Raw genomic sequence first — 19,776 nt, forward strand, 5'->3', positions numbered from 1 at the left:
TACGGCCCTTTAGCAGATGCAGATGGACAGCCATCAAGAAAACGTTTTCAAAATTCATGACCTGCCAATGTCAGGGCGGCGTCCATCCCCTGTCAGTATCCGGGCCTGGAGATGAAAGTGAACGTACTCCGGTTGTACAGCGTTCCCTCAAGCTCGACAAAATAGGCGTCGACCGCAGTGATCAGACCCACGTCGATGTGACAACCGAGTTCATAGACCTGAACAGGGATGCCATGCTTCATATGGTATTGAAAATGGCTGTGATGCGTTAATTTCTGTTCGAAAGCTTTCAATGCCGATTCACCTTCTTATGAGGGCATAACGCCAATAGGTTTTGTTCATATTGTACTCAGAAATGCGCAAAGAAGAAAGTATAAATCGTGAAAGGAATCAACCTGTGATGAAATGGATTGTCGGACTGGGCAACCCCGGTCCCAATTATGAGAAGACACGCCACAATGTTGGATTCATGGCATTGGATGCCCTCGCAGAGCGCCATGGCCTGAAGTTCAATCAGAATAAATGCAAATCGGTCATCGCCGAAGGAATGATTGGCGGCACCAAAACCGTCCTGATCAAACCGATGACGTTCATGAATCTCTCGGGCGAGGCTGTGCGTGCTTATATGGATTATTATAAGGTGAGCCTGGAAGACATGATTGTGGTTTATGATGATTTGGATACCGTCGTCGGTAAAATCCGCCTGCGGTATCAGGGCAGCGCCGGAGGACATAACGGCATCAAGTCCATCATTCAGCATACCGGAACCCAGAGCTTCAACCGGGTCCGAATGGGCATTTCGAGACCCGAGCCGGGTTATGCGATTGTCGACTACGTGCTCGGGACGTTCCCGAAGAAGGAGCGCGAACAGCTGCAGCACATGGTGGAAGAGACCTGTGACGCACTGGAATTCAGTTTGGGTCATACCTTTGAGCAGACTATGGCGAAGTTTAACAAGTCGTAGAAGAGCAACATAGATGAGGAACAGAGGAACATAGATGAAGTATCCCCGTAAGATGACTCCGAGGTATTCGATAATGGGGACATCCGGGTCTTAAACAAGGGAAATCCGGGCATACTGAAGGTAATATACGACCTTCAGGAGGCATATGATGGCGATAACCTATGTTTGCAGACATTGTCGAGCGTTCCAGGGCCGCATCGATTCCCATGATGTATCCGAAGCCCGTCTCGGATTTGATTCCTTGACCCCTGAGGAACGCAGGGATATAATAGCGTATGATTTTAACGGAGAAGTGATGGTTCGGGTAACCTGCGATCATTGCAGGGAAGCGCTCGAGGCCCATCCGGAACTCAGCCTTTTGGCAAACCCCCTGCAATGAGAGTATAATGGGGTACACGACGTTTTTTCGTAGATGACATACAGCGGCAGAGCCTGCCGCTGCTTTAGCCTTGGCAGTTTTGCTCAAGGCTTCTTTTCGGTTATAATTTTTCGGCAATCGTCTAAAATTCCATGAGAAATAGAGTCTAGGAAATTCATTTCTTTTGCATAAGAGAGGTGCCCCTTTTGTTACAAGCACTTATTGATGTATTTTCGAAGGATTCGGACTTCAAATCCATAACGTCTGGCGTTCATGCCGGCATGAGGGAGCAATTGATCTCCGGTCTTTCCGGGTCGTCCAGGCAGATCTTAATGGCTGCCCTGCACCAGGACCAGCAGCGCCCGCTGCTCGTGGTCACTCATAATATGTTTTCAGCCCAGAAAATCGCAGATGATTTACAGGAAGCGCTGTCATCGGATCAAGTGCTGTTATACCCTGCGAATGAACTGGTGGCGGCGGAGTCGGCCGTTTCAAGCCCCGAGACTCTGGCGCAGCGGATCGATGTGCTCGTCCGTTGTGCAAGAGGCTTCCGGGGTATTGTCGTTGCGCCATTTTCCGGCGTGCGCCGCCTTCTCCCCGCCCCCGAGGTGATGTCCGATGCCCGAATCGTGCTTCACGACGGCGGGACCCTCGTGTTGGACGCCTTCCTCAACCGGATGATCGAGATGGGGTACGAACGCGTGGAACGGGTAGAGCGCCGCGGCGAGATGAGCGTCCGCGGGGGGATCATCGACTTCTACCCGATGACAACAGCCATGGCGTACCGCGTCGAGCTGTTTGATGAGGATATCGACTCGATCCGAACCTTTGATCCGACGGATCAGCGCTCCATCGATAAGGTCCGGGAGGTCATGATCACACCGTGCAAGGAAATCATTGCAGATGCGGAGCGGCTCAGCCGCACGGCGGAAACGGTGGTCCGCCTGCTGGAGGCGCAGCTTGAACGCATGAGCGACCGTCAGGCCAAGCTCCGGCTGCGGGATGAAATACACCGGGAAGTCGAAATGCTGCGCGAGCGGATCTACTTCCCTGAAATCTATAAATATATCTCCTTGTTGTATCCGGAGAAGACCAATCTGTACGATTACATGCCGAAGGATACGATTCTGATCATGGATGAGCCTGCCCGTCTGCTGGAAACAGCCAAGCAGTTGGAGCGGGATGAAGCGGAATGGAATTTGCATCTGATGCAAAACGGCAAATCGCTGCCGGATCTGCCGTTGTCCCTGGATACGGAGGAGCTGATCTATCAGCATCCTTACCAGAGTCTGATGATCTCCATCTTCCTGCGCCAGGTGCCGAGAATGCAGCCGCAGAATATCGTCAATGTCATTACGCGCGGCATGCAGGATTTCCATGGCCAGATGAACGTGCTCAAGGCCGAGATGGAACGCTGGAAGAAGTCAGGCGTCCAGGTCATGATGCTTGCCGGCGATGCGGAGCGGATGGACCGGATGCGGCGGGTTCTGCAGGACTACGGCATCGAAGAACCGGTTATGCTGGAAGGCCATCTCCAGAACGGCTTCGAGATGCCCTCGGTTCACGCGGCCATTATTACGGAGAGCGAGATGTTCTCCTCAAAGCAGCGAAAAACACGCAAAACCACGAAGAATATGGACAACGCCGAGCGCATCAAGAGTTATACGGAGCTCAAGGTCGGCGATTATGTAGTGCATCAAAACCATGGCATCGGGAAATATATGGGGATCGGGACGCTCGAAATCAACGGGATCCATAAGGACTACATGCATATTCTCTACGCTGGGGGCGATAAGCTGTCCGTTCCGATCGAGCAGATCGATCTCATCCAGAAATATGTCGGTTCCGAGGATAAGGAGCCGAAGGTTTACAAGCTGGGCGGAAATGAATGGACGCGGGTCAAGAACAAGGTTCGTTCCTCCGTTCAGGATATCGCCGACGATCTGATCAAGCTGTATGCCGAGCGTCAGTCTGCGCCGGGGTACGGATTTGAGAAGGATACGTCCGAACAGCAGGAATTCGAGGACATGTTCCCTTATGATGAAACCCCCGATCAGCTTCGGGCCATTACCGAAATCAAAAAAGACATGGAGCAGAACCGTCCGATGGACCGGCTCTTGTGCGGTGACGTCGGTTACGGGAAAACGGAAGTGGCGGTTCGCGCTGCATTCAAGGCGGCGATCGAAGGCAAGCAGGTTGCGGTGCTGGTACCGACCACGATTCTGGCCCAGCAGCATTACGAGACGTTCCGGGAGCGCTTCGCCAATTACCCGATCAATATCCAGGTGTTGAGCCGTTTCCGCAGCCGGAAGGAACAGAATGAGACGATCAAAAAAGTGAAGCAGGGCTCGGTCGATATTCTGATCGGCACACACCGACTCCTGTCCCAGGATATTGTGTTCAAGGACCTGGGGCTGCTGATCGTGGATGAGGAGCAGCGCTTTGGCGTTACGCATAAGGAAAAATTGAAAAAGCTGAAGACCAATATCGACGTGCTGACGCTGACGGCAACGCCGATTCCGCGCACGCTGCATATGTCGATGCTCGGCGTTCGGGACTTGTCCGTAATCGAGACGCCGCCGGAGAACCGTTTTCCGGTGCAGACGTATGTTGTGGAGCATAGCCAGACCTTGGTGCGGGAAGCCATTGAACGGGAGCTGGCCCGAGGTGGCCAGGTATACTATCTCTACAATCGGGTTCAAGGGATCCAAGAGATGGCAGCCCAGATATCGATGCTGGTGCCGGAGGCCCGCGTAGGCGTAGGGCATGGCCAAATGTCGGAAACGGAGCTGGAGAAGACCATTCTCGATTTCCTGGACGGCGAATACGACGTATTGGTGAGCACAAGCATTATCGAGACGGGTGTCGACATTCCGAATGTCAACACGCTTATCGTGCACGACGCCGACAAAATGGGCCTCTCCCAGCTGTACCAGCTGCGTGGGCGCGTCGGACGTTCCAACCGGATCGCGTATGCCTATTTCACGTACCAGCGGGATAAGGTGCTGACCGAAGTAGCCGAGAAGCGGCTGCAGTCGATTAAAGAGTTTACGGAGCTGGGCTCCGGATTCAAGATTGCGATGCGGGACTTGTCGATCCGCGGAGCGGGCAACTTGCTCGGGGCGGAGCAGCATGGCTTCATCGCTTCGGTCGGGTTTGACCTGTATTCACAGATGCTGGCAGAGGAGATTCAGAAACGCAAAGTCAGCATGCTGGGCGAGCCGTCATTGCCGTCGAAGGACTGGAACACGTCCATCGATTTGGGGATTGACGCTTACCTGCCGTCCGATTACATCTATGACAGCATTCAGAAGATCGAAATTTATAAAAAAGTGGCCGTTGTTTCCTCGATCGACGAATCGGCTGAGCTTGAGGACGAGCTGCTTGACCGCTTTGGCGAGCTGCCGCTGGCGGTAAGCAACCTGCTTGCCGTATCCCGCTTGAAGGTATATGGCCGTACGTACGGGATCGATTCCATTACCCAGCGCGGGGACGACGTTCTGCTGCAGTTTTATGAAGGGCAGGATAAAGCGGTGGACACCGCAGGGCTTGCGCAAATTGGAAATAAGTTCGAAAGACGTGTACAATTTGAACAAGGGCCGGCTATGGCCATTCGAATCAAAGGCAAGGGACTATCCGATCAACAACTGTTAGAATTGCTTGAGCAATTCCTGGAGGCTGCACAAGGGCCATTCAACCTGAAGGGAGAACTACAAAATGCCGTCAAGAAATAATAAGGCATGGAAGACGTTTATTGTATCGATCACAGCAGTACTATCCATGTCGATGATCGCTGCGTGCGGAAACGACAAGACTAAAGGTGCCGAAGAAGATAACAGCAAAGTCATTGTCAAATATAAGGGTGGAGAAATTACCGAGAAGGAATTTGATCTGGAACAGCGCATGATTCAGTTCATGTCCCCGGAATATGCCCAATTTTTGCAAATGGATGAATTTAAGGAGTATTTGGCGAAACAGGGGGTAGCATATGAGTACCTGTACGCCAAAGCTGACGATAAAGCCAAGGAAGCTGCCGAGAAGCAAACGGATGATTTGTTAAAGCAGCAAAAAGCCGGAATGGGCGAGGAACAGTTTAAAGCCGCCCTGGAATCTCAAAAATTGACGGAGGACGACCTGAAGAATTATATGCTTCGCGTCATGACCGTCATGGAGCATGAGAAGAATCAGGTAACCGAAGAGGATATCAAGAAGGAATTCGATGCGAACAAGAAGGACTACACCAACATTAGCGTTCGTCATGTCCTGATTGCTTTTCAAGATGCCGAAGGCAAGGAGAGACCGGAGGGCGAGGCGCTCAAAATTGCCAAGGAAGTACAGTCCAAGCTGAATAAAGGGGAGGATTTTGCTGCTTTGGCGAAGGAATATTCCCAGGACCCTGGTTCCAAGAACAGCGGAGGCCTGTATGAGAACAAGCCGGCAGGCAGCTGGGTGCCTCAATTTAAGGAAAAGGCCTTAACGCTGGAACTAAACAAAATCAGCGATCCGGTAGAAACCGATTACGGCTACCATGTCATGAAAGTGGAGAAGCGCGAGGAAGTGACGTATGACAAGCTTCCAGCCGATCAGAAGGAAGGCATTCGGAGCGAACTGGCTTCGGCGAAGATCGACAACTTTATGCAGAATGAACTCAACAACCTGATTGAGAGCATGAACCTTCCGAAGAGCGAGAATGCGGACAAGCCTGCCGAAGGCACGGGTGACCAGAAGACGGACGGCACGACCGACAAACCGGCAGAGGGCGACCAAACACCGGATGCAGGCAAGGAAGATACGGGTAAATAAGCCCGTGGCCCGTGGATCGGCATCGGCACAAGGATATGGTGCTGCGAGTGATGCCAAATCGACGGCCAGCGTGATGATGAAATGGCGTGATCCTTTGAATCCATAACGTGCGATGCGCGCGTTATGGATTTTTTCTCCCCCCGGGCGGTGAAGTCGCTCCTGACGAGATTTATTTTTGGATTTCGCAACCAACAGAGGGTAGATGATGTATAAGGAATTGGGAATGGATGAATACTATGGTCAGACATTAACTCTTATATACCTGGGGACATCCTCTTCCCGAATGGAACAGTAGTTGAAAAATCTTCTTATGAAAGTGGGGCAACAAGTGACATGAAAGCTACTGGTATCGTCCGCCGTATTGATGACCTCGGGCGCGTGGTCATTCCAAAAGAAATTAGACGCACACTGCGGATTCGCGAAGGCGACCCGCTCGAAATCTTCGTGGACCGGGATGGCGAAGTCATTCTGAAGAAATATTCACCGATCGGTGAATTGGGCGATTTTGCGAAGGAATATGCAGAGTCCCTTTATGAGAGTACAGGCCACATCACGATCATATCGGACCGTGATACGTTTATCGCCGTTGCAGGCGGCTCCAAGAAGGAGTATTTGGACAAGCCGATCGGCAACCTTCTGGAAAACTGCATGGAAAATCGCAAGACGGTACTGGAAAGCAACAACGGTACGTATGAGATCAGCAAAGACAATCCGGAAGCGTTGTCCGCTTTTGTCGCCGCGCCTATCATTGCAGGAGGAGACCCGATTGGCAGCGTCGTGCTGCTGAACAAGGACGAATCCGTGAACATGGGCGAGATGGAAGTGAAAATGGCTGAAACTGCCGCAGGTTTCCTCGGCAAGCAAATGGAACAGTAGACGAGGACATCGTTCCTTGGATGGAGACTCCCGCTGAACGTTGATCACTAGGTCAATCGGCAGCAGGGAGTTTTTGTTTTGTCCGGTCGAATTTTGTGACACTCTCCCACCCTTGGTTATAATGGAGGTACGCATGGCAGCGTCTGCATGAGGATCGGCTGGTGATGCGAAAGAAGAGACTAGGGGATTGGAAGAGGATATGAAACCAGATCAAACCGGGGCAAGGCTGCTGCAGGGAGCGTTTATCCTCAGCGCAGCCGCCATTCTGTCCAAGCTGATTGGCACGCTGCAAAAAATACCGCTGCAAAACATGGGCGGCGATGCCGTCTTTGGTATCTACAACACGGTTTATCCGTTCTATATGATGATCATTACGATCGCGGCGATCGGCTTCCCCGCGGCCGTATCCAAGTATGTGGCAGAGTATGAGGCGGAAGGGCGCACTCGGGACGGTCATCGGCTGCTGCGCTTGTCCTCCGCCGCGCTGGTGCTGTTCGGTCTGATTCTCGGTTTCCTGATGTACGCCTGCGCTCCGTGGATCGGGAAGTGGATCGGCAGCAGCCAGGTAATACCGGCTCTCCGCGCAGGAGCTTTGGCGCTGGCCTTCGTGCCCTGGATGTCGGTTCTGCGCGGTTATTTTCAGGGACTGCATAATATGGTGCCGACGGCCATTTCCCAGATTACGGAGCAGATGGTCCGCGTCGGGGTCATGATCGTGCTGCTGCTCTACCTGATCCGTGTCGGCGCCGATGCCGACGTGATTGCGGCGGGGGCGCTGCTTGGATCTGCTGCCGGCGGTGCCGCCGGGCTTTTGGTGATGGGGATCTACTGGCGCAAGCATATCCGGGCATCTCGGAGCACCTCGTGGGGAGCAGCAAGGCACGAATCCGGAGAGTCCGGTATGAACAAAACGGAGATGCGTGCCGATGTAACTAAAGAGGGAGCAGGTGTTCTGCTTGGCCGCCTGCTCGCTTATGGCATCCCGGTCTGCCTCAGTTTGCTGGCGGTTCCGCTAATCGGACTGGTGGACACTTTCACCGTGCCCCGGTTATTGGCGTCCGGCGGACTTGGCGAATCGCTGGCCATGGCGGAGTTTGGGGTCTATAACCGCGGCCTGCCGCTGGTCCAGCTGGTTACGATGCTGGCCGCTTCCTTGTCGGTGCTGTTCATCCCTGCGTTGGCGGAAGCCAAGTTCAAGGGAGAATCGGACCGGGTCGCAAGCCAAAGCCGCATGGCCCTTCGCTGGTTCTGGCTGATCGGCATGACGGCCTCCGTAGGCCTGGCTGTGCTGGCTGAGCCGATCAATATCATGCTGTATGAAGATGCCGCAGGTACGGGCACGATGCAGGTGATTGCCTTTACAGCTGCCGGGGGGACGCTGAGCACGATTACGGCAGCATTGCTCCAGGGCATCGGCATGGTCAAGGGGCCGGCGATTCACCTGCTGGCTGCGGCCGGTTTGAAACTGCTGCTCAACCTGCTGTTGGTGCCGCAGTTCGGCATTACCGGCGCGGCCATCGCTGGCGTGGCTGCGCATCTGACCGCAGCCGCGCTCAACCTCGCGCTGCTCTCGCGAAGGGCCGGCGCCCGTCTTGACGCCGGCGGGATGCTCGCGAGGACGCTGCCGGTCCTCGCTGCGGTGGCGCTGGCCGCCTGGGGCGCAAGTGCCGCGTCCGGCGGCCTTCTGGGGGCGGCCGGCTTCGCACCAGGCCGCCTGACCCACGTGTTCGCGAGCCTGAGCGGCGTCGCGGCCGGCTGCGGCGCCTTCCTCATCGGCGCCGCGCTCACGAAGCTCCTCACCGAGGAGGAGCTTCGGATGCTGCCGAAGGTCGGAAGACCGCTGGCAGCCTTCTTGCGGGCCCTGCGCGTGCTGCGCTGAACCGGGCAGACGTGCAGATATTTGATCTTCTGTGATATAGTAGTGTACGATAACGACGTCGACAAGGCGGACGAAGACGAAAGGAAGTAGCTTATGAGTGCATCCATTACGGTGGTCGGCTTGGGTTCTGGCAATCCGGATCGATTGACGATAGGCATCATCAAAACCATGCAGCGGGCATCGAAGGTGTATGTGCGCACATTATCCCATCCCGTCATGGCTGCGTTGAAAGAGTTCCAGGTTCAGCCGGAATCGTTTGACCATGTGTATGAAGCGCACGACACCTTTCCCGAGGTGTACGAATCCATTGCAGCCGCTCTAATCAACTTGGCCAAGGCCGCGAAGGACGACGAGCGCGAGATCGTCTACGCGGTACCCGGGCATCCGATGGTAGCGGAGGCAACGGTCCGGCTATTGCGCGAGCGCTGCCCCGGAGAGAATGTGACGCTTACGGTGCTCGGCGGCGAGAGCTTTCTGGACGAGGCCTTCGTCCGCCTTGGTTTCGATCCCATTGAGGGCTTCCAGCTGCTCGATGCCGCTGAGCTTCGAGCAAGCGTCATCCAGCCGCAGCTGCATACCCTGATCGGCCAGGTGTATGACATGTTTACAGCTTCGGAAGTGAAACTGGCGCTGATGGAGCTGTATCCGGACGATTATCCCGTCATTGTCGGCCATGCGCTGGGCGTTGAGGGCGAGGAAGCGATCCGGCAAGTGCCGCTCTTCGAGCTCGATCGCATCGACGGATACGGCAATTTGTCGCTGATCTATGTACCCCGAAGCGATGACAGCAATCTGAGGCAGCGGACGTTTGCGAGGCTTCATGAGATCGTTGGCATTCTCCGCAGTCCCGAAGGCTGTCCGTGGGACCGTGAGCAGACCCACGAATCCATCCGCAAAAATCTGATCGAAGAAACCTACGAGGTATTGGAGACGATTGACGAGGATGATCCCGAGCATATGCAGGAGGAACTCGGCGACCTGCTCCTGCAAATTATGCTGCATTCCCAGATGGAAGAAGAGCTGGGCACCTTCACGGTGTACGACGTCATTCAAGCCCTGAATGACAAGCTGATCTTCCGCCACCCGCATGTTTTTGGCGAGAGCAGCGCCAAAGACGCGGAATCGGCCCTGCAGAACTGGGAGCAGATGAAGGCGGAAGAGAAACGGCGCAAGGGGCTCTCCCCGGAGAAGGCCTCGGCGCTGGACGGCATCCCGCGGGACCTTCCCGCCTTGATGAAGGCGTACAAGCTCCAGAAGAAGGCGTCCAAGGTGGGCTTCGATTGGGATAACATCGACGGCGTATTCCAGAAGATTGAGGAGGAGCTCGGTGAGCTGCGGCAAGCGGTGACGGAGGGTCAATCCGACGAGGATACGGCGCTCGAGCTCGGCGATCTGTTGTTCGCGGTTTCCAATGCGGCAAGATTCATCGGCGCGGATCCGGAAGAGGCGCTTTCGAGAACGAACCGGAAGTTTATCCATCGCTTCAGCTACATAGAGGAGCAGCTTGCCGCCCAGGGCAAAACCCTGCAGGAAAGCACCTTGGACGAGATGGAAGCCCTGTGGCAGTCCGCCAAAACGGGATCGGCGCATCACGGCGGTATCGAAGAGTGAAAAAACGCATCTTTTCACGTAAAAAATAAAAAAATAGGGATATGCGGCAGGAATTCCGCAAGGCATCCAGAATAATCATTAATGGTGAAATCTTGCAGAGTGCAAGGCGGTATAACCGAATAACCGTAAATCTTATATTTTTCTGATAATTGGGAGGATTTAATTCATGAACAAAACAGATCTGATCAACAACATTTCCGGTAAAAGTGGATTGACTAAAAAAGACGTAGAGAACGTCCTGAACGGCTTCCTTGGCGAAATCACGGAAGCTTTGGCTAATGGCGATAAAGTTCAATTGATCGGCTTCGGTACATTCGAAACTCGCAAGCGCGCTGGACGCACAGGCCGCAACCCGCAAACAGGCAACACGATCGAAATTCCAGAATCCAACGTTCCTGCGTTCAAGGCAGGGAACAAGCTTAAAGAAGCTGTAAAATAATGCGCGTCGATAAATTCCTGAAAGTATCGAGGTTAATCAAGCGGCGTACCGTAGCGAAAGATGTATCGGATCAAGGCCGGGTGCTGATCAACGGCCGCGAGGCCAAGCCGAGCAGCACGGTTAAAGTGGGCGATGAGATCACCGTCCAGTTTGGCCAGAAGCTGGTGACCGTCCGGGTCGAGCGTCTTACCGAGACAACCCGTAAAGATGAGGCGACCAGCCTCTATACCTTGGTCAAGGAAGAACCGATCGTTAAAGATCGCGGATTGGACTGGTAAACAGCCCGAGCCGTTCCATGAAACGTCCCTCTCACCATAAGGTGGGGGGGACGTTTCTGTTTTCATCCTGGCGTGTATATATGTACGGGAGATCCGGGCTCCCGTTCGTTTATGAAGCATCCCGGCTGCTTTCCGATCTTTCATGAAGGTGTGCGCCGCTTCCGGTTCTAAAGACAGGCACCTCCCCATAAGCTATTGTTAAAAGGAGGGGTACATGCCATGATCGACCAAGGGAAGGGCAAGTTTCATGATCTGCGGATGCAGAACCGGAAGCTGCTGGACATTACGGGTGTCCAAAACGTGGAGAGCTTTGACAGCGAAGAATTCCTGCTTCAGACCGAGCTTGGGCATCTGACCATTCGGGGGCAAAATTTACATATTAAAAATCTCAGCCTGGAAGAGGGGCTTTTGTCGATTGAAGGTCAGGTGCACTCCCTGATATATTTGAATCCCGGTTCGCAGACCAAGAACAAGAGTCTGCTGGGCAAGCTGTTTAAATGAATCCCAGCGTACAATGGATCACGCTGCTCTGGATGCTCTTCTCCGGAGCAGCGATGGGAGTCGCCTTCGACAGCTACCGGGTGCTGGCAGGGCAGCTCCGTTTCCCGCAATGGTCCAAGCATGCCCTGGACTTCCTTTACTGGATTGCGGCAGCCTTCTTCATTTTTCGCATGTTATACATGACCAATGACGGGCAGCTACGCTTTTATGTGTTTGTTGGGCTATTTATAGGGGTTTGGAGCTATTTTTTATTATGGAGTGTCATAACCCAGCGTTTTGTGGTAATGTTAATTCAAGTGACAAAAGGCTTGCTGTCCTTTTTGTACAAGCTGTTCCGTATGCTATTATGGAATCCGATCAAAGGAATCCTGATGCTGGGCTTAGGGCTGTTAAGGTTTCTATGGAAGTTTCTCCTGTCGCTGTTGCGTTTAATCCTTAAATGCCTCATGCCTTTTTGGCGACTCCTGAAATGGATGCTGAGACCGATCACATCCAGGGTCAGGCTGCCGGCATGGAGCAGGCAATTAGCGGACAAGGTTATCAAGGCGTGGAAGCGCTGGTTTTAGGAGGTATGGTCATGGGAAGATTTGCTGATCCATCGAAGCAGGCTCCCCAACAAACCAAGACAAAGAACAAAGGCGCCCGCCGGCGTAAGAGAATGTTTGTGGCGATGATGGCGCTGTTTTTGATCTGGGCAGGATCAACGCTCTGGTCCCAGAATGACCGCATCCGTAATCAGAACGAAGCGCTAGCTCAGAAGCAAGAGGATTATAAGTCCGTTGAACAGTCGCTCATCCAGATTACTCACGAAGTGGAGCGATTGAAGGACCCAGAATATATCGGGCAGATTGCCCGCAAGAAGTTCGGATTGTATCTGCCGAATGAAACGCCGATCATTCAGCCCCAAAATTCGGGCGAATCGCCGTAATTAGGCATGACAGACGTCTGTTGACCTTGTTTAGGTCATTATCGTATAATCAAATCACCGCAGCGCGATTTCTAAATCGGACTGTATATTTTTAAGGGAGGATCATTTTATTCTATGGCAATTGAAGTGGGCACCAAGTTAGAGGGCAAGGTGACAGGCATAACGCATTTTGGAGCATTTGTGGATCTGTCAGGAGGTGTCACGGGTCTCGTTCACATCTCGGAAATCGCCGACAACTACGTTAAGGATGTCAACGATCATTTGAAGATCAACGATGTCGTTACCGTGAAGGTGATTAATGTCGACAAGGACGGCAAGATCGGTCTTTCGATCAAGCAGGCTGTCGACAAGCCGGCTTCCGAAAGTCGTCCACCCCGCGCACCGAGACCGGAACGCAGTGGAGGCGGCGGAGAACGATTCGGAGGTGGCGGTGGAGGAGGATTCAACCGCGAACGCGGTGGACGCCCGTTTAAGCCTGCGGCCAACAAGCCTTCATTTGAGGATAAAATGTCACGCTTCCTGAAAGACAGTGAAGAACGAATCTCTTCGCTCAAGAAGAATACGGAAGGCAAACGCGGCGGACGCGGAGCCAAACGTATGTAATTCGATAAAATATAAACTGACCGCAGAGGGAAATTGCCTTCTGCGGTTTTTTTGTCGTTGCATCCAAGGGTACGACAGGTTCCTACGCATTTTACGGCGCCAATCTGCGGAATGAACGCGGGATGGCCGCCTCAATTCGGGAAATGATCCGCCCGAACGCCCCAGGCTAGACCTGCGGAAACCCGGCTGGGCGCGGGGGATGAGCGGTCGTTTCCCGAACGTTCGCAGGGCACGTTGATTTTGTCGGAAATTTCTTTGGGGCTTGTCCGGTGTTCTGACAAACTTTCCGAAACGGGGGTTTTATAATGGGACCAACAAATTCGTGAAGAATGGGGTGCCAGCGTAATGGATAAAAGAAATCTGGTGATGTTTCCGGGTACTGAGGCAGTTAAAGGGGGAGCGGGTTCTATTCGTGCCCGCGTGGCGGAACGGTTAGGGCAGCTGCCTTTCCTGCAGCGTCCCATCCACTTCCTGGCCGCAAAGAAGTGGATGATCCTGCTAACCTTCATGGGTTTTCTGCTCGGACGAGCTATGATTCTGGGGGAACTTTCTCCATTTGCAGTCGCCTATTTCGCAGTCATCGCCTTTATGCGACGCGATGTTTTGCTGCGGGTAGGCGCAGCGATCGTTGCAGGAAGTTTATTTGCTTCCTTTCCGGTGGCATGGATGGTGCCGGCAGAGATTTTGATCTTTTATTTTATGATGCGGGGATTGGAGACATATGATCGGGCGGAATTGTCTTATGCACCTTTGATGGTATTTGTCTCCACCTTTTTTGTGAACCTGTTCAGCGTCCTCATCGGACCAAGCATTACCTGGTACTCCATGATGATGCTCACCTTAAATGCCGTACTCAGTTTCGTGTTGACGCTGGTCTTTATCCAGGCGATTCCGGTGCTGACGCTTCGTAAAAAAACGCATGTTCTTCGTAATGAAGAAATTCTATGCATCATCATTCTGCTGGCGTCGGTCATGACAGGTGCCGTCGGCTGGACCGTTCAATCCCTGTCGGTGGAGCATGTCTTATCCCGGTATCTGATTCTGCTGTTTGCGTTGGTAGGGGGTGCGCCGCTGGGCGCTTCGGTTGGCGTAGTGACGGGCCTAATCCTCAGTTTGGCCAATATATCGGCCTTCTCGCAGATGAGCCTGCTCGCCTTTTCCGGGATGCTCGCCGGTATGCTGAAGGAAGGGAAGAAGGGCGGCGTTTCGCTGGGCATGCTGCTCGGGGCAACCATTCTTTCTATCTATTTCAGCAATCCCGGAGAAGTCATGATCTCCACATGGGAAACCTGCGCGGCCATCGTGCTGTTCCTCATTACACCGAAAAGCGTGATGCAGGCCATCGGCAGATATGTGCCGGGGACGCAGGATCATACTCGTTCTCAGCATGAGTATGCCAAGCGGGTCCGGGACCTCACAGCCGATCGCGTGACCCAATTCTCCAAGGTGTTCCGCCAGCTCTCGCAAAGTTTCGGACAAACGTCAGGGGTCATACAGCCTCCAGGCAAACAGGCGGAGGAGATGAATCATTTCATGAATGCCGTGGCGGAAGGAAGCTGCGCCACCTGCTATAAACGGAATCAGTGCTGGGACATGAAATTCTACCAGACTTATAAATATATGACCGATATGATGACCTCGATCGAGGAGAATCCCGAGATGGAAGCAGACGATCTGCCGCCGGAGTGGAGCCGGATCTGCGCCAAGAAGGAGGAGGTGCTCGGCATCCTGAAGCAGCAGTATCATCTTTACCAACATGATATGCAGTGGAAACGCCAAATATACGATAGCCGCCACCTGGTAGCGGAACAATTATCCGGCGTGTCGCAGGTCATGGAGGATTTGGCTCGGGAGATTAAACGGGAAAGCCAGACGATGCACATTCAGGAGGAGCAGATCAGGGAAGCGCTGCAGCAGTTGGGGTTATCGATTCAAGGCATCGATATTATTAGCCTGGATTCGGGTCAGGTCGAGATTGAGATCGTTCATGCGTATACCCGCGGATATGACGAATGCAGGAAGATTATCGGACCGCTGCTGTCCGACATTCTCGGGGAGCATATCGCCGTGATGGAAGAAACCCTGACCCATCCAAGGGACGGATTGGCGACGGTGCGTTTCGGTTCGGCCAAAACATTTGAAATTATGACGGGCGTAGCGGCAGCGGCCAAAGGAGGAGATATTTTATCAGGGGATAGTTTCAGTACGGTTGAGCTGGGCAACGGCACGTTTGCGGTAGCGCTCAGCGATGGAATGGGGAACGGGGAAAGGGCAAGGCTCGAGAGCAGCTCGGCCCTGAATATATTAGAGCAGCTGCTGCAATCCGGCATGGATGAGAAGCTGGCAATTAAATCGGTCAACTCGATCCTGATGCTGCGCTCGCCGGATGAAATCTATGCTACCGTCGATATGGCTCTCATCGATCAATACACGGCTCAGACCACTTTTATGAAGATCGGTTCGACGCCAAGCTTTATCAAAAGGGGCAATGATGTCATACCGGTCTCGGCCAGCAATCTTCCCATCGGCATTATCCAGGATATCGAGGTGGATTTGGTATCCCTGCAGCTGCAGGCGGGCGATGTTCTCATTATGATGACGGACGGCATTTATGATGCGCCGGGTTACGCGGTGAACAAGGAGTTATGGATGAAACGAATGATCCAGGAAGTGAACAGTGAAGACCCGCAGGAAATAGCCGATTGCCTGCTTGAGAAGGTGATACGCTATCAACAGAATCAAATCCATGATGATATGACGGTGGTGGTCGGGCGCGTGGATCACTTCCATCCGGAATGGTCGAATGTGCATGTTCCGGGATTCGCCCGCATGGAGCGGCCTCGAACGGTTAGCTGAGGATTTACAATATAACAAAGCGATTACCCGGGGAATGGAGGCCCGGAGCCGATCAATTCTTTTCCGTCTATTCTTCCTGATTGTCGTTTGAACTCTCTTGAATGTGGAAATGATAGAGATAGAAATCCAATCGATAGGATGGATCAGACGGGAGGCAATTTATTATGAAACAAATCTTGCTGATTACAGATGGGTGTTCGAATGTCGGTGCCAGCCCGGTTCTGGCCGCGGCGCATGCGCTGCAGGATGGTATTGTCGTCAACGTGGTGGGGGTCCTTGATTACGGGACGATCGGTGAACTTGGGGGATTGGAAATACAGGAGATAGCCAAAGCGGGAGGAGGCATACACCGGATCGTAGGTACGCCGCAGCTTGCGCAGACGATGCAGATGATGACTCGGAAAACGGTGGTTCAGACGATCCAACAAGCGGTAAATAAGGAGATACAGCATATTTTGGGAGGCGGGACGCTGGAGGAACTTCCGCCGGACAAGCGTTCGCAAGTCGTCGAAGTGGTGGATGAGCTCGCCGAGACGTCATCCCTTCAGGTTGCGCTGTTAATCGATGCAAGTGCAAGCATGAAGCCTAAGCTGGCAGCCGTTGAGGAAGCGATACGCGACCTGATGCTGAGCTTGAAAGCGCGCGCAGGCTCAAGCGAATTGTCGGTATTCCATTTTCCCGGAAAACATAGCGGCGAGGATATCGTCATGGACGTGGATTGGACCTCGGATCTTGACGGTGCCCGCGGCATGTTCAGCAGGCTGCAGATGAAGGGGGCGACGCCGACAGGACCTGCCTTGTTAAAGGTGATTGAATTTTACCGATATGGTACACTAGAAGGTAATCAATCATGGCAGGGTCGTTCCAGCCAAGAGGAAGGGATGCTCGGTGACTACGTTGTCTAACCCGGGTTATCCGCCAGGAACCGTAATTAAGGGCAAATGGCGGAACAGCCGGTACATCGTGGAACGTATGCTCGGTAAAGGGGCTAACGGCAAGGTGTATCTGGTCCACCGGGCAGGAGTGCGCGAGCGTTATGCTTTAAAAGTAGGCTATGACGCTCTGGATCTACAATCCGAAATTAATGTGCTGAATGCACTCAAAGAACAAATGACGGACCCTTACCTCGTGGAGGCGGACGATCATCATGACGGCAGCGGCGAAGTGTCCTTCTATGTCATGCGTTACATCGAGGGGAGCCCGCTGCATCATTTTATTCGCAAACGCGGCACCGAGTGGGTCGGCCTGATCGGGCTGAAGCTGCTTGAGAAGCTGTCCGTTCTGCATGCATCCGGTTATGCGTTCGGAGATTTGAAGCCGAATAATGTGATGGTTTCGGCCTACGGAAGGGTGGAACTGATCGATTACGGCGGCGTCAGCTCCTTCGGGCGCAGCGTAAAGCAGTTTACGGAATGGTACGACCGGGGATACTGGAATGCCGGGAGCCGGACCGGCGACGTATCCTATGATTTGTTCTCGTTTGCCGTGATGTGCATCGGCCTGCTGGATGAGAAATCGCTTAAGGAGGCGTCTTGTCAGCTTCCCCAAACCCGGAGCGTTGCCGACCTGCAGCTGGTGCTGCGAAGAAACCCCGTATTCAAGCCGTACGCCGTCTGGCTGAACAAGGCATTGTCGGGAGAATTCGCGGATTCACGGGAAGCGCTGAACGAGTGGAGAAAACGGATATATGAAGGCTCGAGCCGAGGCGGTCGCCCCGTTCCGGGACGTACGCCGCGCTGGCTAAGGAACGCGTTTGGGTTGTCCTTGGTCATTATGGCCTGCGCCGTTTATTTCTTCTTCCGCTCATGAGTTGTTGCCTTGTTACTGGAAGTTCATAAAGGTGCGAGTTCAAAAAGGTCGGTTTTCAGCACCGAGAAGGTTATGCTCCCGATGTGCGTTTTTTCAAGACGCTTCAGATTGGATGAAACTAGGGACGCCAGGAATGGAGCGTACGCTTTGGTACGTGAGCACCTGAAATGTTTCCGCAGGAAACATACTTCGAAAGCATCTGCTTAGGCCCGGCTGAATTCAAGATTCGATGCCGAGTGGCTTCCGGATTCTCTTCGTGTTAGATATAGAATTTATGAGTTATCAGTGGAACTGGTGAAATTCTATATCGCCAGAAAACCTACCTATGCATCGCGGTCGTTCATCCTTTGAAGTGGCCTCGATAGGGGGTTTCTTATCAAAAGCGGACTTTTTGAACAACCTCTAAAGGGGATCTGGAAGTGAAACAGGATTATTTACGAACATTCGTCCAACATATCGAGCGTACCGCCGCAGAGTTTGATTTGTGGTCGGAAGGCGACGGTATCGTGGTTGCCGTTTCCGGCGGACCGGATTCCGTTGCGCTTCTTCACGTTCTGCATGAAATCTCACAGCACCGTACGCCGCTCCGATTGATCTGCGCTCATGTGCATCATGGTTTTCGAAAAGAGTCGGATCAGGAGGCGGAGATGGTGCGCGAGCTGGCGGAGTCGCTCGGACTTCCATTGGAAACGGCGTTCATCGATATTCCCGCTTATATGGAAGAGAGCGGCAAGGGTGGACAGGAGGCGGCAAGAGAGAAGCGTTACGAATTTCTGCTGCAAACGGCCCGGAAACACAATGCGCGCTCCGTGGCTCTGGCTCATCATGCCGACGATCAAGCCGAGACGGTATTCATGAGGCTACTGCGCGGAAGCGGTTTGTCGGGCCTGGGCGGCATCAAATTTAAGCGCACGGAAAAAAAAGTGGAACTTATCCGCCCGTTCCTTCGTATGTACAAGGCGGATATCGTGGAGCTGTGCCGCGTATGCGGATTCCAGTATGCGGTGGATCACAGCAATCTGCAGACGAAGTACCGCCGTAATGCGATTCGCCTGGAAGTATTTCCCTTTTTGGAGCGATACAACGGGCAGTTCTCCTCCTCACTCAATCAGCTGGCCGAAATTGTCCAGCAGGAGGATGATTTTGTGGAGCTTGAAGCTGCGAAGCAATTTCGGAGTTTGGTACAGGAGAACGATGGGAGGCTCGCTTTCGACGCGCCTTCCTTTTTGGGCTTACATGTCGCTTTACAACGGCGTTTGATTAAACTAATATTAAATTACCTGCCCTCAGATCAGGAAAACACCGATTTTGTCAAGATTGAAACGGTGCGCCACGGCATTCTTAACGATCAGCGAAGCAACTGGCGTCTGGATCTGGGTGACGGCATTACCTGTGTTCGTGAGTACGGAGTGATCCAGTTTTGGCCAAAACCTCCGGAAGAACAGGGACAGTACATATACATTCTTGATTCTCCTGATGCGTCAGAGCTTTATGTTAAGGAAATCGGAAAAATGCTGACATTGTCGTTAAAGACAGGAAGCGAAAGCCGGAGCGGCTCCAGACCATCGGCCTTTGTGGCGGATTTTGATGCGGATGAGCTGCAGTTTCCTTTAACCGTGCGCAACAGACAGCCGGGAGACAAGATGAAGATCATGGGATTAAACGGAAGCAAAAAGGTGAAAGATATTCTCATTGATGAGAAAATCCCGCCGTCTGTCCGTGCCCGGATTCCTATTCTTTGTGACGGTTCCGGCAGCATCGTATGGATTCCAGGTGTACGACGTTCCGTTCACGCCGCTTGCGGGCGGCACACATCACGAGTTCTCCGAATGGAGCTGTCGGATGTTTAAGGCAAGTGTAAAACGAAGAAT

Annotated in this window: 18 protein-coding genes; 17 read left to right on the plus strand and 1 reads right to left on the minus strand. The window is 53.2% G+C overall.

The annotated features are described in order from the left end of the window. Positions 1-92: 92 nt before the first annotated feature. A complete protein-coding gene (locus tag GYMC10_RS00200; RefSeq protein ID WP_006207422.1) occupies positions 93-293 on the minus strand; it encodes a hypothetical protein in 201 nt (66 codons plus the stop codon). 107 nt (positions 294-400) lie between these two features. Between GYMC10_RS00200 and pth the strand changes: the two genes are divergently transcribed. The 17 genes from pth (at position 401) to tilS (ending at position 19,755) form a co-directional block, all read left to right on the plus strand. Beyond that, entirely contained in the window at positions 401-964 is a 564-nt protein-coding gene (pth, locus tag GYMC10_RS00205; protein WP_012818314.1) for an aminoacyl-tRNA hydrolase, read from the plus strand. A gap of 148 nt (positions 965-1,112) precedes the next feature. Then, complete coding sequence (locus GYMC10_RS00210; protein WP_009591947.1) at positions 1,113-1,343, plus strand: anti-sigma-F factor Fin family protein; 231 nt, start codon at positions 1,113-1,115, stop codon at positions 1,341-1,343. Between the two features lie 185 nt (positions 1,344-1,528). Next, entirely contained in the window at positions 1,529-5,056 is a 3,528-nt protein-coding gene (gene mfd / locus GYMC10_RS00215; RefSeq protein ID WP_012818315.1) for a transcription-repair coupling factor, read from the plus strand. Continuing rightward, complete coding sequence (locus GYMC10_RS00220; protein ID WP_012818316.1) at positions 5,040-6,125, plus strand: peptidylprolyl isomerase; 1,086 nt, start codon at positions 5,040-5,042, stop codon at positions 6,123-6,125. Before mfd ends, GYMC10_RS00220 begins: the two co-directional genes overlap by 17 nt. Before the next feature lie 333 nt (positions 6,126-6,458). After that, complete coding sequence (gene spoVT / locus GYMC10_RS00225) at positions 6,459-7,001, plus strand: stage V sporulation protein T (protein WP_009591908.1); 543 nt, start codon at positions 6,459-6,461, stop codon at positions 6,999-7,001. A gap of 199 nt (positions 7,002-7,200) precedes the next feature. Beyond that, positions 7,201-8,880, plus strand: coding sequence for a polysaccharide biosynthesis protein (locus GYMC10_RS00230; RefSeq protein WP_012818317.1), 1,680 nt, complete (start codon positions 7,201-7,203; stop codon positions 8,878-8,880). A 93-nt stretch (positions 8,881-8,973) separates the two neighbouring features. Then, positions 8,974-10,491 (plus strand): nucleoside triphosphate pyrophosphohydrolase, encoded by a 1,518-nt coding sequence (mazG, locus tag GYMC10_RS00235; protein ID WP_012818318.1) that lies wholly within the window; start codon positions 8,974-8,976, stop codon positions 10,489-10,491. A gap of 166 nt (positions 10,492-10,657) precedes the next feature. Beyond that, complete coding sequence (locus tag GYMC10_RS00240; protein WP_009591918.1) at positions 10,658-10,930, plus strand: HU family DNA-binding protein; 273 nt, start codon at positions 10,658-10,660, stop codon at positions 10,928-10,930. Next, positions 10,930-11,208 carry an RNA-binding S4 domain-containing protein gene (locus GYMC10_RS00245; RefSeq protein WP_009591909.1) on the plus strand — a complete coding sequence of 93 codons (279 nt, stop codon included), beginning with the start codon at positions 10,930-10,932 and terminating at the stop codon, positions 11,206-11,208. Before GYMC10_RS00240 ends, GYMC10_RS00245 begins: the two co-directional genes overlap by 1 nt. Positions 11,209-11,427: 219 nt before the next feature. After that, positions 11,428-11,709, plus strand: coding sequence for a sporulation protein YabP (yabP, locus tag GYMC10_RS00250; RefSeq protein WP_009591926.1), 282 nt, complete (start codon positions 11,428-11,430; stop codon positions 11,707-11,709). Next, positions 11,706-12,275, plus strand: coding sequence for a spore cortex biosynthesis protein YabQ (gene yabQ / locus GYMC10_RS00255; RefSeq protein WP_012818319.1), 570 nt, complete (start codon positions 11,706-11,708; stop codon positions 12,273-12,275). Before yabP ends, yabQ begins: the two co-directional genes overlap by 4 nt. An 11-nt stretch (positions 12,276-12,286) precedes the next feature. Beyond that, on the plus strand, positions 12,287-12,637 hold the full coding sequence (locus tag GYMC10_RS00260; RefSeq protein WP_009591911.1) for an FtsB family cell division protein: 351 nt from the start codon (positions 12,287-12,289) through the stop codon (positions 12,635-12,637). Between the two features lie 114 nt (positions 12,638-12,751). Beyond that, positions 12,752-13,240, plus strand: a complete 489-nt coding sequence (locus tag GYMC10_RS00265; protein ID WP_009591896.1) for a S1 domain-containing RNA-binding protein — start codon at positions 12,752-12,754, stop codon at positions 13,238-13,240. A 345-nt stretch (positions 13,241-13,585) separates the two neighbouring features. After that, on the plus strand, positions 13,586-16,096 hold the full coding sequence (spoIIE, locus tag GYMC10_RS00270; RefSeq protein WP_012818320.1) for a stage II sporulation protein E: 2,511 nt from the start codon (positions 13,586-13,588) through the stop codon (positions 16,094-16,096). A gap of 164 nt (positions 16,097-16,260) precedes the next feature. After that, entirely contained in the window at positions 16,261-17,001 is a 741-nt protein-coding gene (locus GYMC10_RS00275) for a VWA domain-containing protein (RefSeq protein WP_009591933.1), read from the plus strand. Continuing rightward, the gene (locus tag GYMC10_RS00280) at positions 16,985-17,905 is read left to right on the plus strand and encodes a serine/threonine protein kinase (protein WP_012818321.1); all 921 of its coding nucleotides are present in this window, start codon (positions 16,985-16,987) and stop codon (positions 17,903-17,905) included. Before GYMC10_RS00275 ends, GYMC10_RS00280 begins: the two co-directional genes overlap by 17 nt. A 419-nt stretch (positions 17,906-18,324) precedes the next feature. Continuing rightward, positions 18,325-19,755, plus strand: a complete 1,431-nt coding sequence (gene tilS / locus GYMC10_RS00285; protein WP_012818322.1) for a tRNA lysidine(34) synthetase TilS — start codon at positions 18,325-18,327, stop codon at positions 19,753-19,755. Positions 19,756-19,776 lie beyond the last annotated feature (21 nt).

This window comes from Paenibacillus sp. Y412MC10 (assembly GCF_000024685.1).
Taxonomy (GTDB): Bacteria; Bacillota; Bacilli; order Paenibacillales; family Paenibacillaceae; genus Paenibacillus_AQ; species Paenibacillus_AQ lautus_A.

What these genes read in the sequence shown, in the direction of transcription:
- pth (WP_012818314.1), top strand. Translation starts at nt 401, where the DNA reads ATGAAATGGATTGTCGGACTGGGCAACCCCGGTCCCAATTATGAGAAG.
- GYMC10_RS00210 (WP_009591947.1), top strand. Translation starts at nt 1,113, where the DNA reads ATGGCGATAACCTATGTTTGCAGACATTGTCGAGCGTTCCAGGGCCGC.
- GYMC10_RS00220 (WP_012818316.1), top strand. Translation starts at nt 5,040, where the DNA reads ATGCCGTCAAGAAATAATAAGGCATGGAAGACGTTTATTGTATCGATC.
- spoVT (WP_009591908.1), top strand. Translation starts at nt 6,459, where the DNA reads ATGAAAGCTACTGGTATCGTCCGCCGTATTGATGACCTCGGGCGCGTG.
- GYMC10_RS00230 (WP_012818317.1), top strand. Translation starts at nt 7,201, where the DNA reads ATGAAACCAGATCAAACCGGGGCAAGGCTGCTGCAGGGAGCGTTTATC.
- mazG (WP_012818318.1), top strand. Translation starts at nt 8,974, where the DNA reads ATGAGTGCATCCATTACGGTGGTCGGCTTGGGTTCTGGCAATCCGGAT.
- GYMC10_RS00240 (WP_009591918.1), top strand. Translation starts at nt 10,658, where the DNA reads ATGAACAAAACAGATCTGATCAACAACATTTCCGGTAAAAGTGGATTG.
- GYMC10_RS00245 (WP_009591909.1), top strand. Translation starts at nt 10,930, where the DNA reads ATGCGCGTCGATAAATTCCTGAAAGTATCGAGGTTAATCAAGCGGCGT.
- yabP (WP_009591926.1), top strand. Translation starts at nt 11,428, where the DNA reads ATGATCGACCAAGGGAAGGGCAAGTTTCATGATCTGCGGATGCAGAAC.
- yabQ (WP_012818319.1), top strand. Translation starts at nt 11,706, where the DNA reads ATGAATCCCAGCGTACAATGGATCACGCTGCTCTGGATGCTCTTCTCC.
- GYMC10_RS00260 (WP_009591911.1), top strand. Translation starts at nt 12,287, where the DNA reads ATGGGAAGATTTGCTGATCCATCGAAGCAGGCTCCCCAACAAACCAAG.
- GYMC10_RS00265 (WP_009591896.1), top strand. Translation starts at nt 12,752, where the DNA reads ATGGCAATTGAAGTGGGCACCAAGTTAGAGGGCAAGGTGACAGGCATA.
- spoIIE (WP_012818320.1), top strand. Translation starts at nt 13,586, where the DNA reads ATGGATAAAAGAAATCTGGTGATGTTTCCGGGTACTGAGGCAGTTAAA.
- GYMC10_RS00275 (WP_009591933.1), top strand. Translation starts at nt 16,261, where the DNA reads ATGAAACAAATCTTGCTGATTACAGATGGGTGTTCGAATGTCGGTGCC.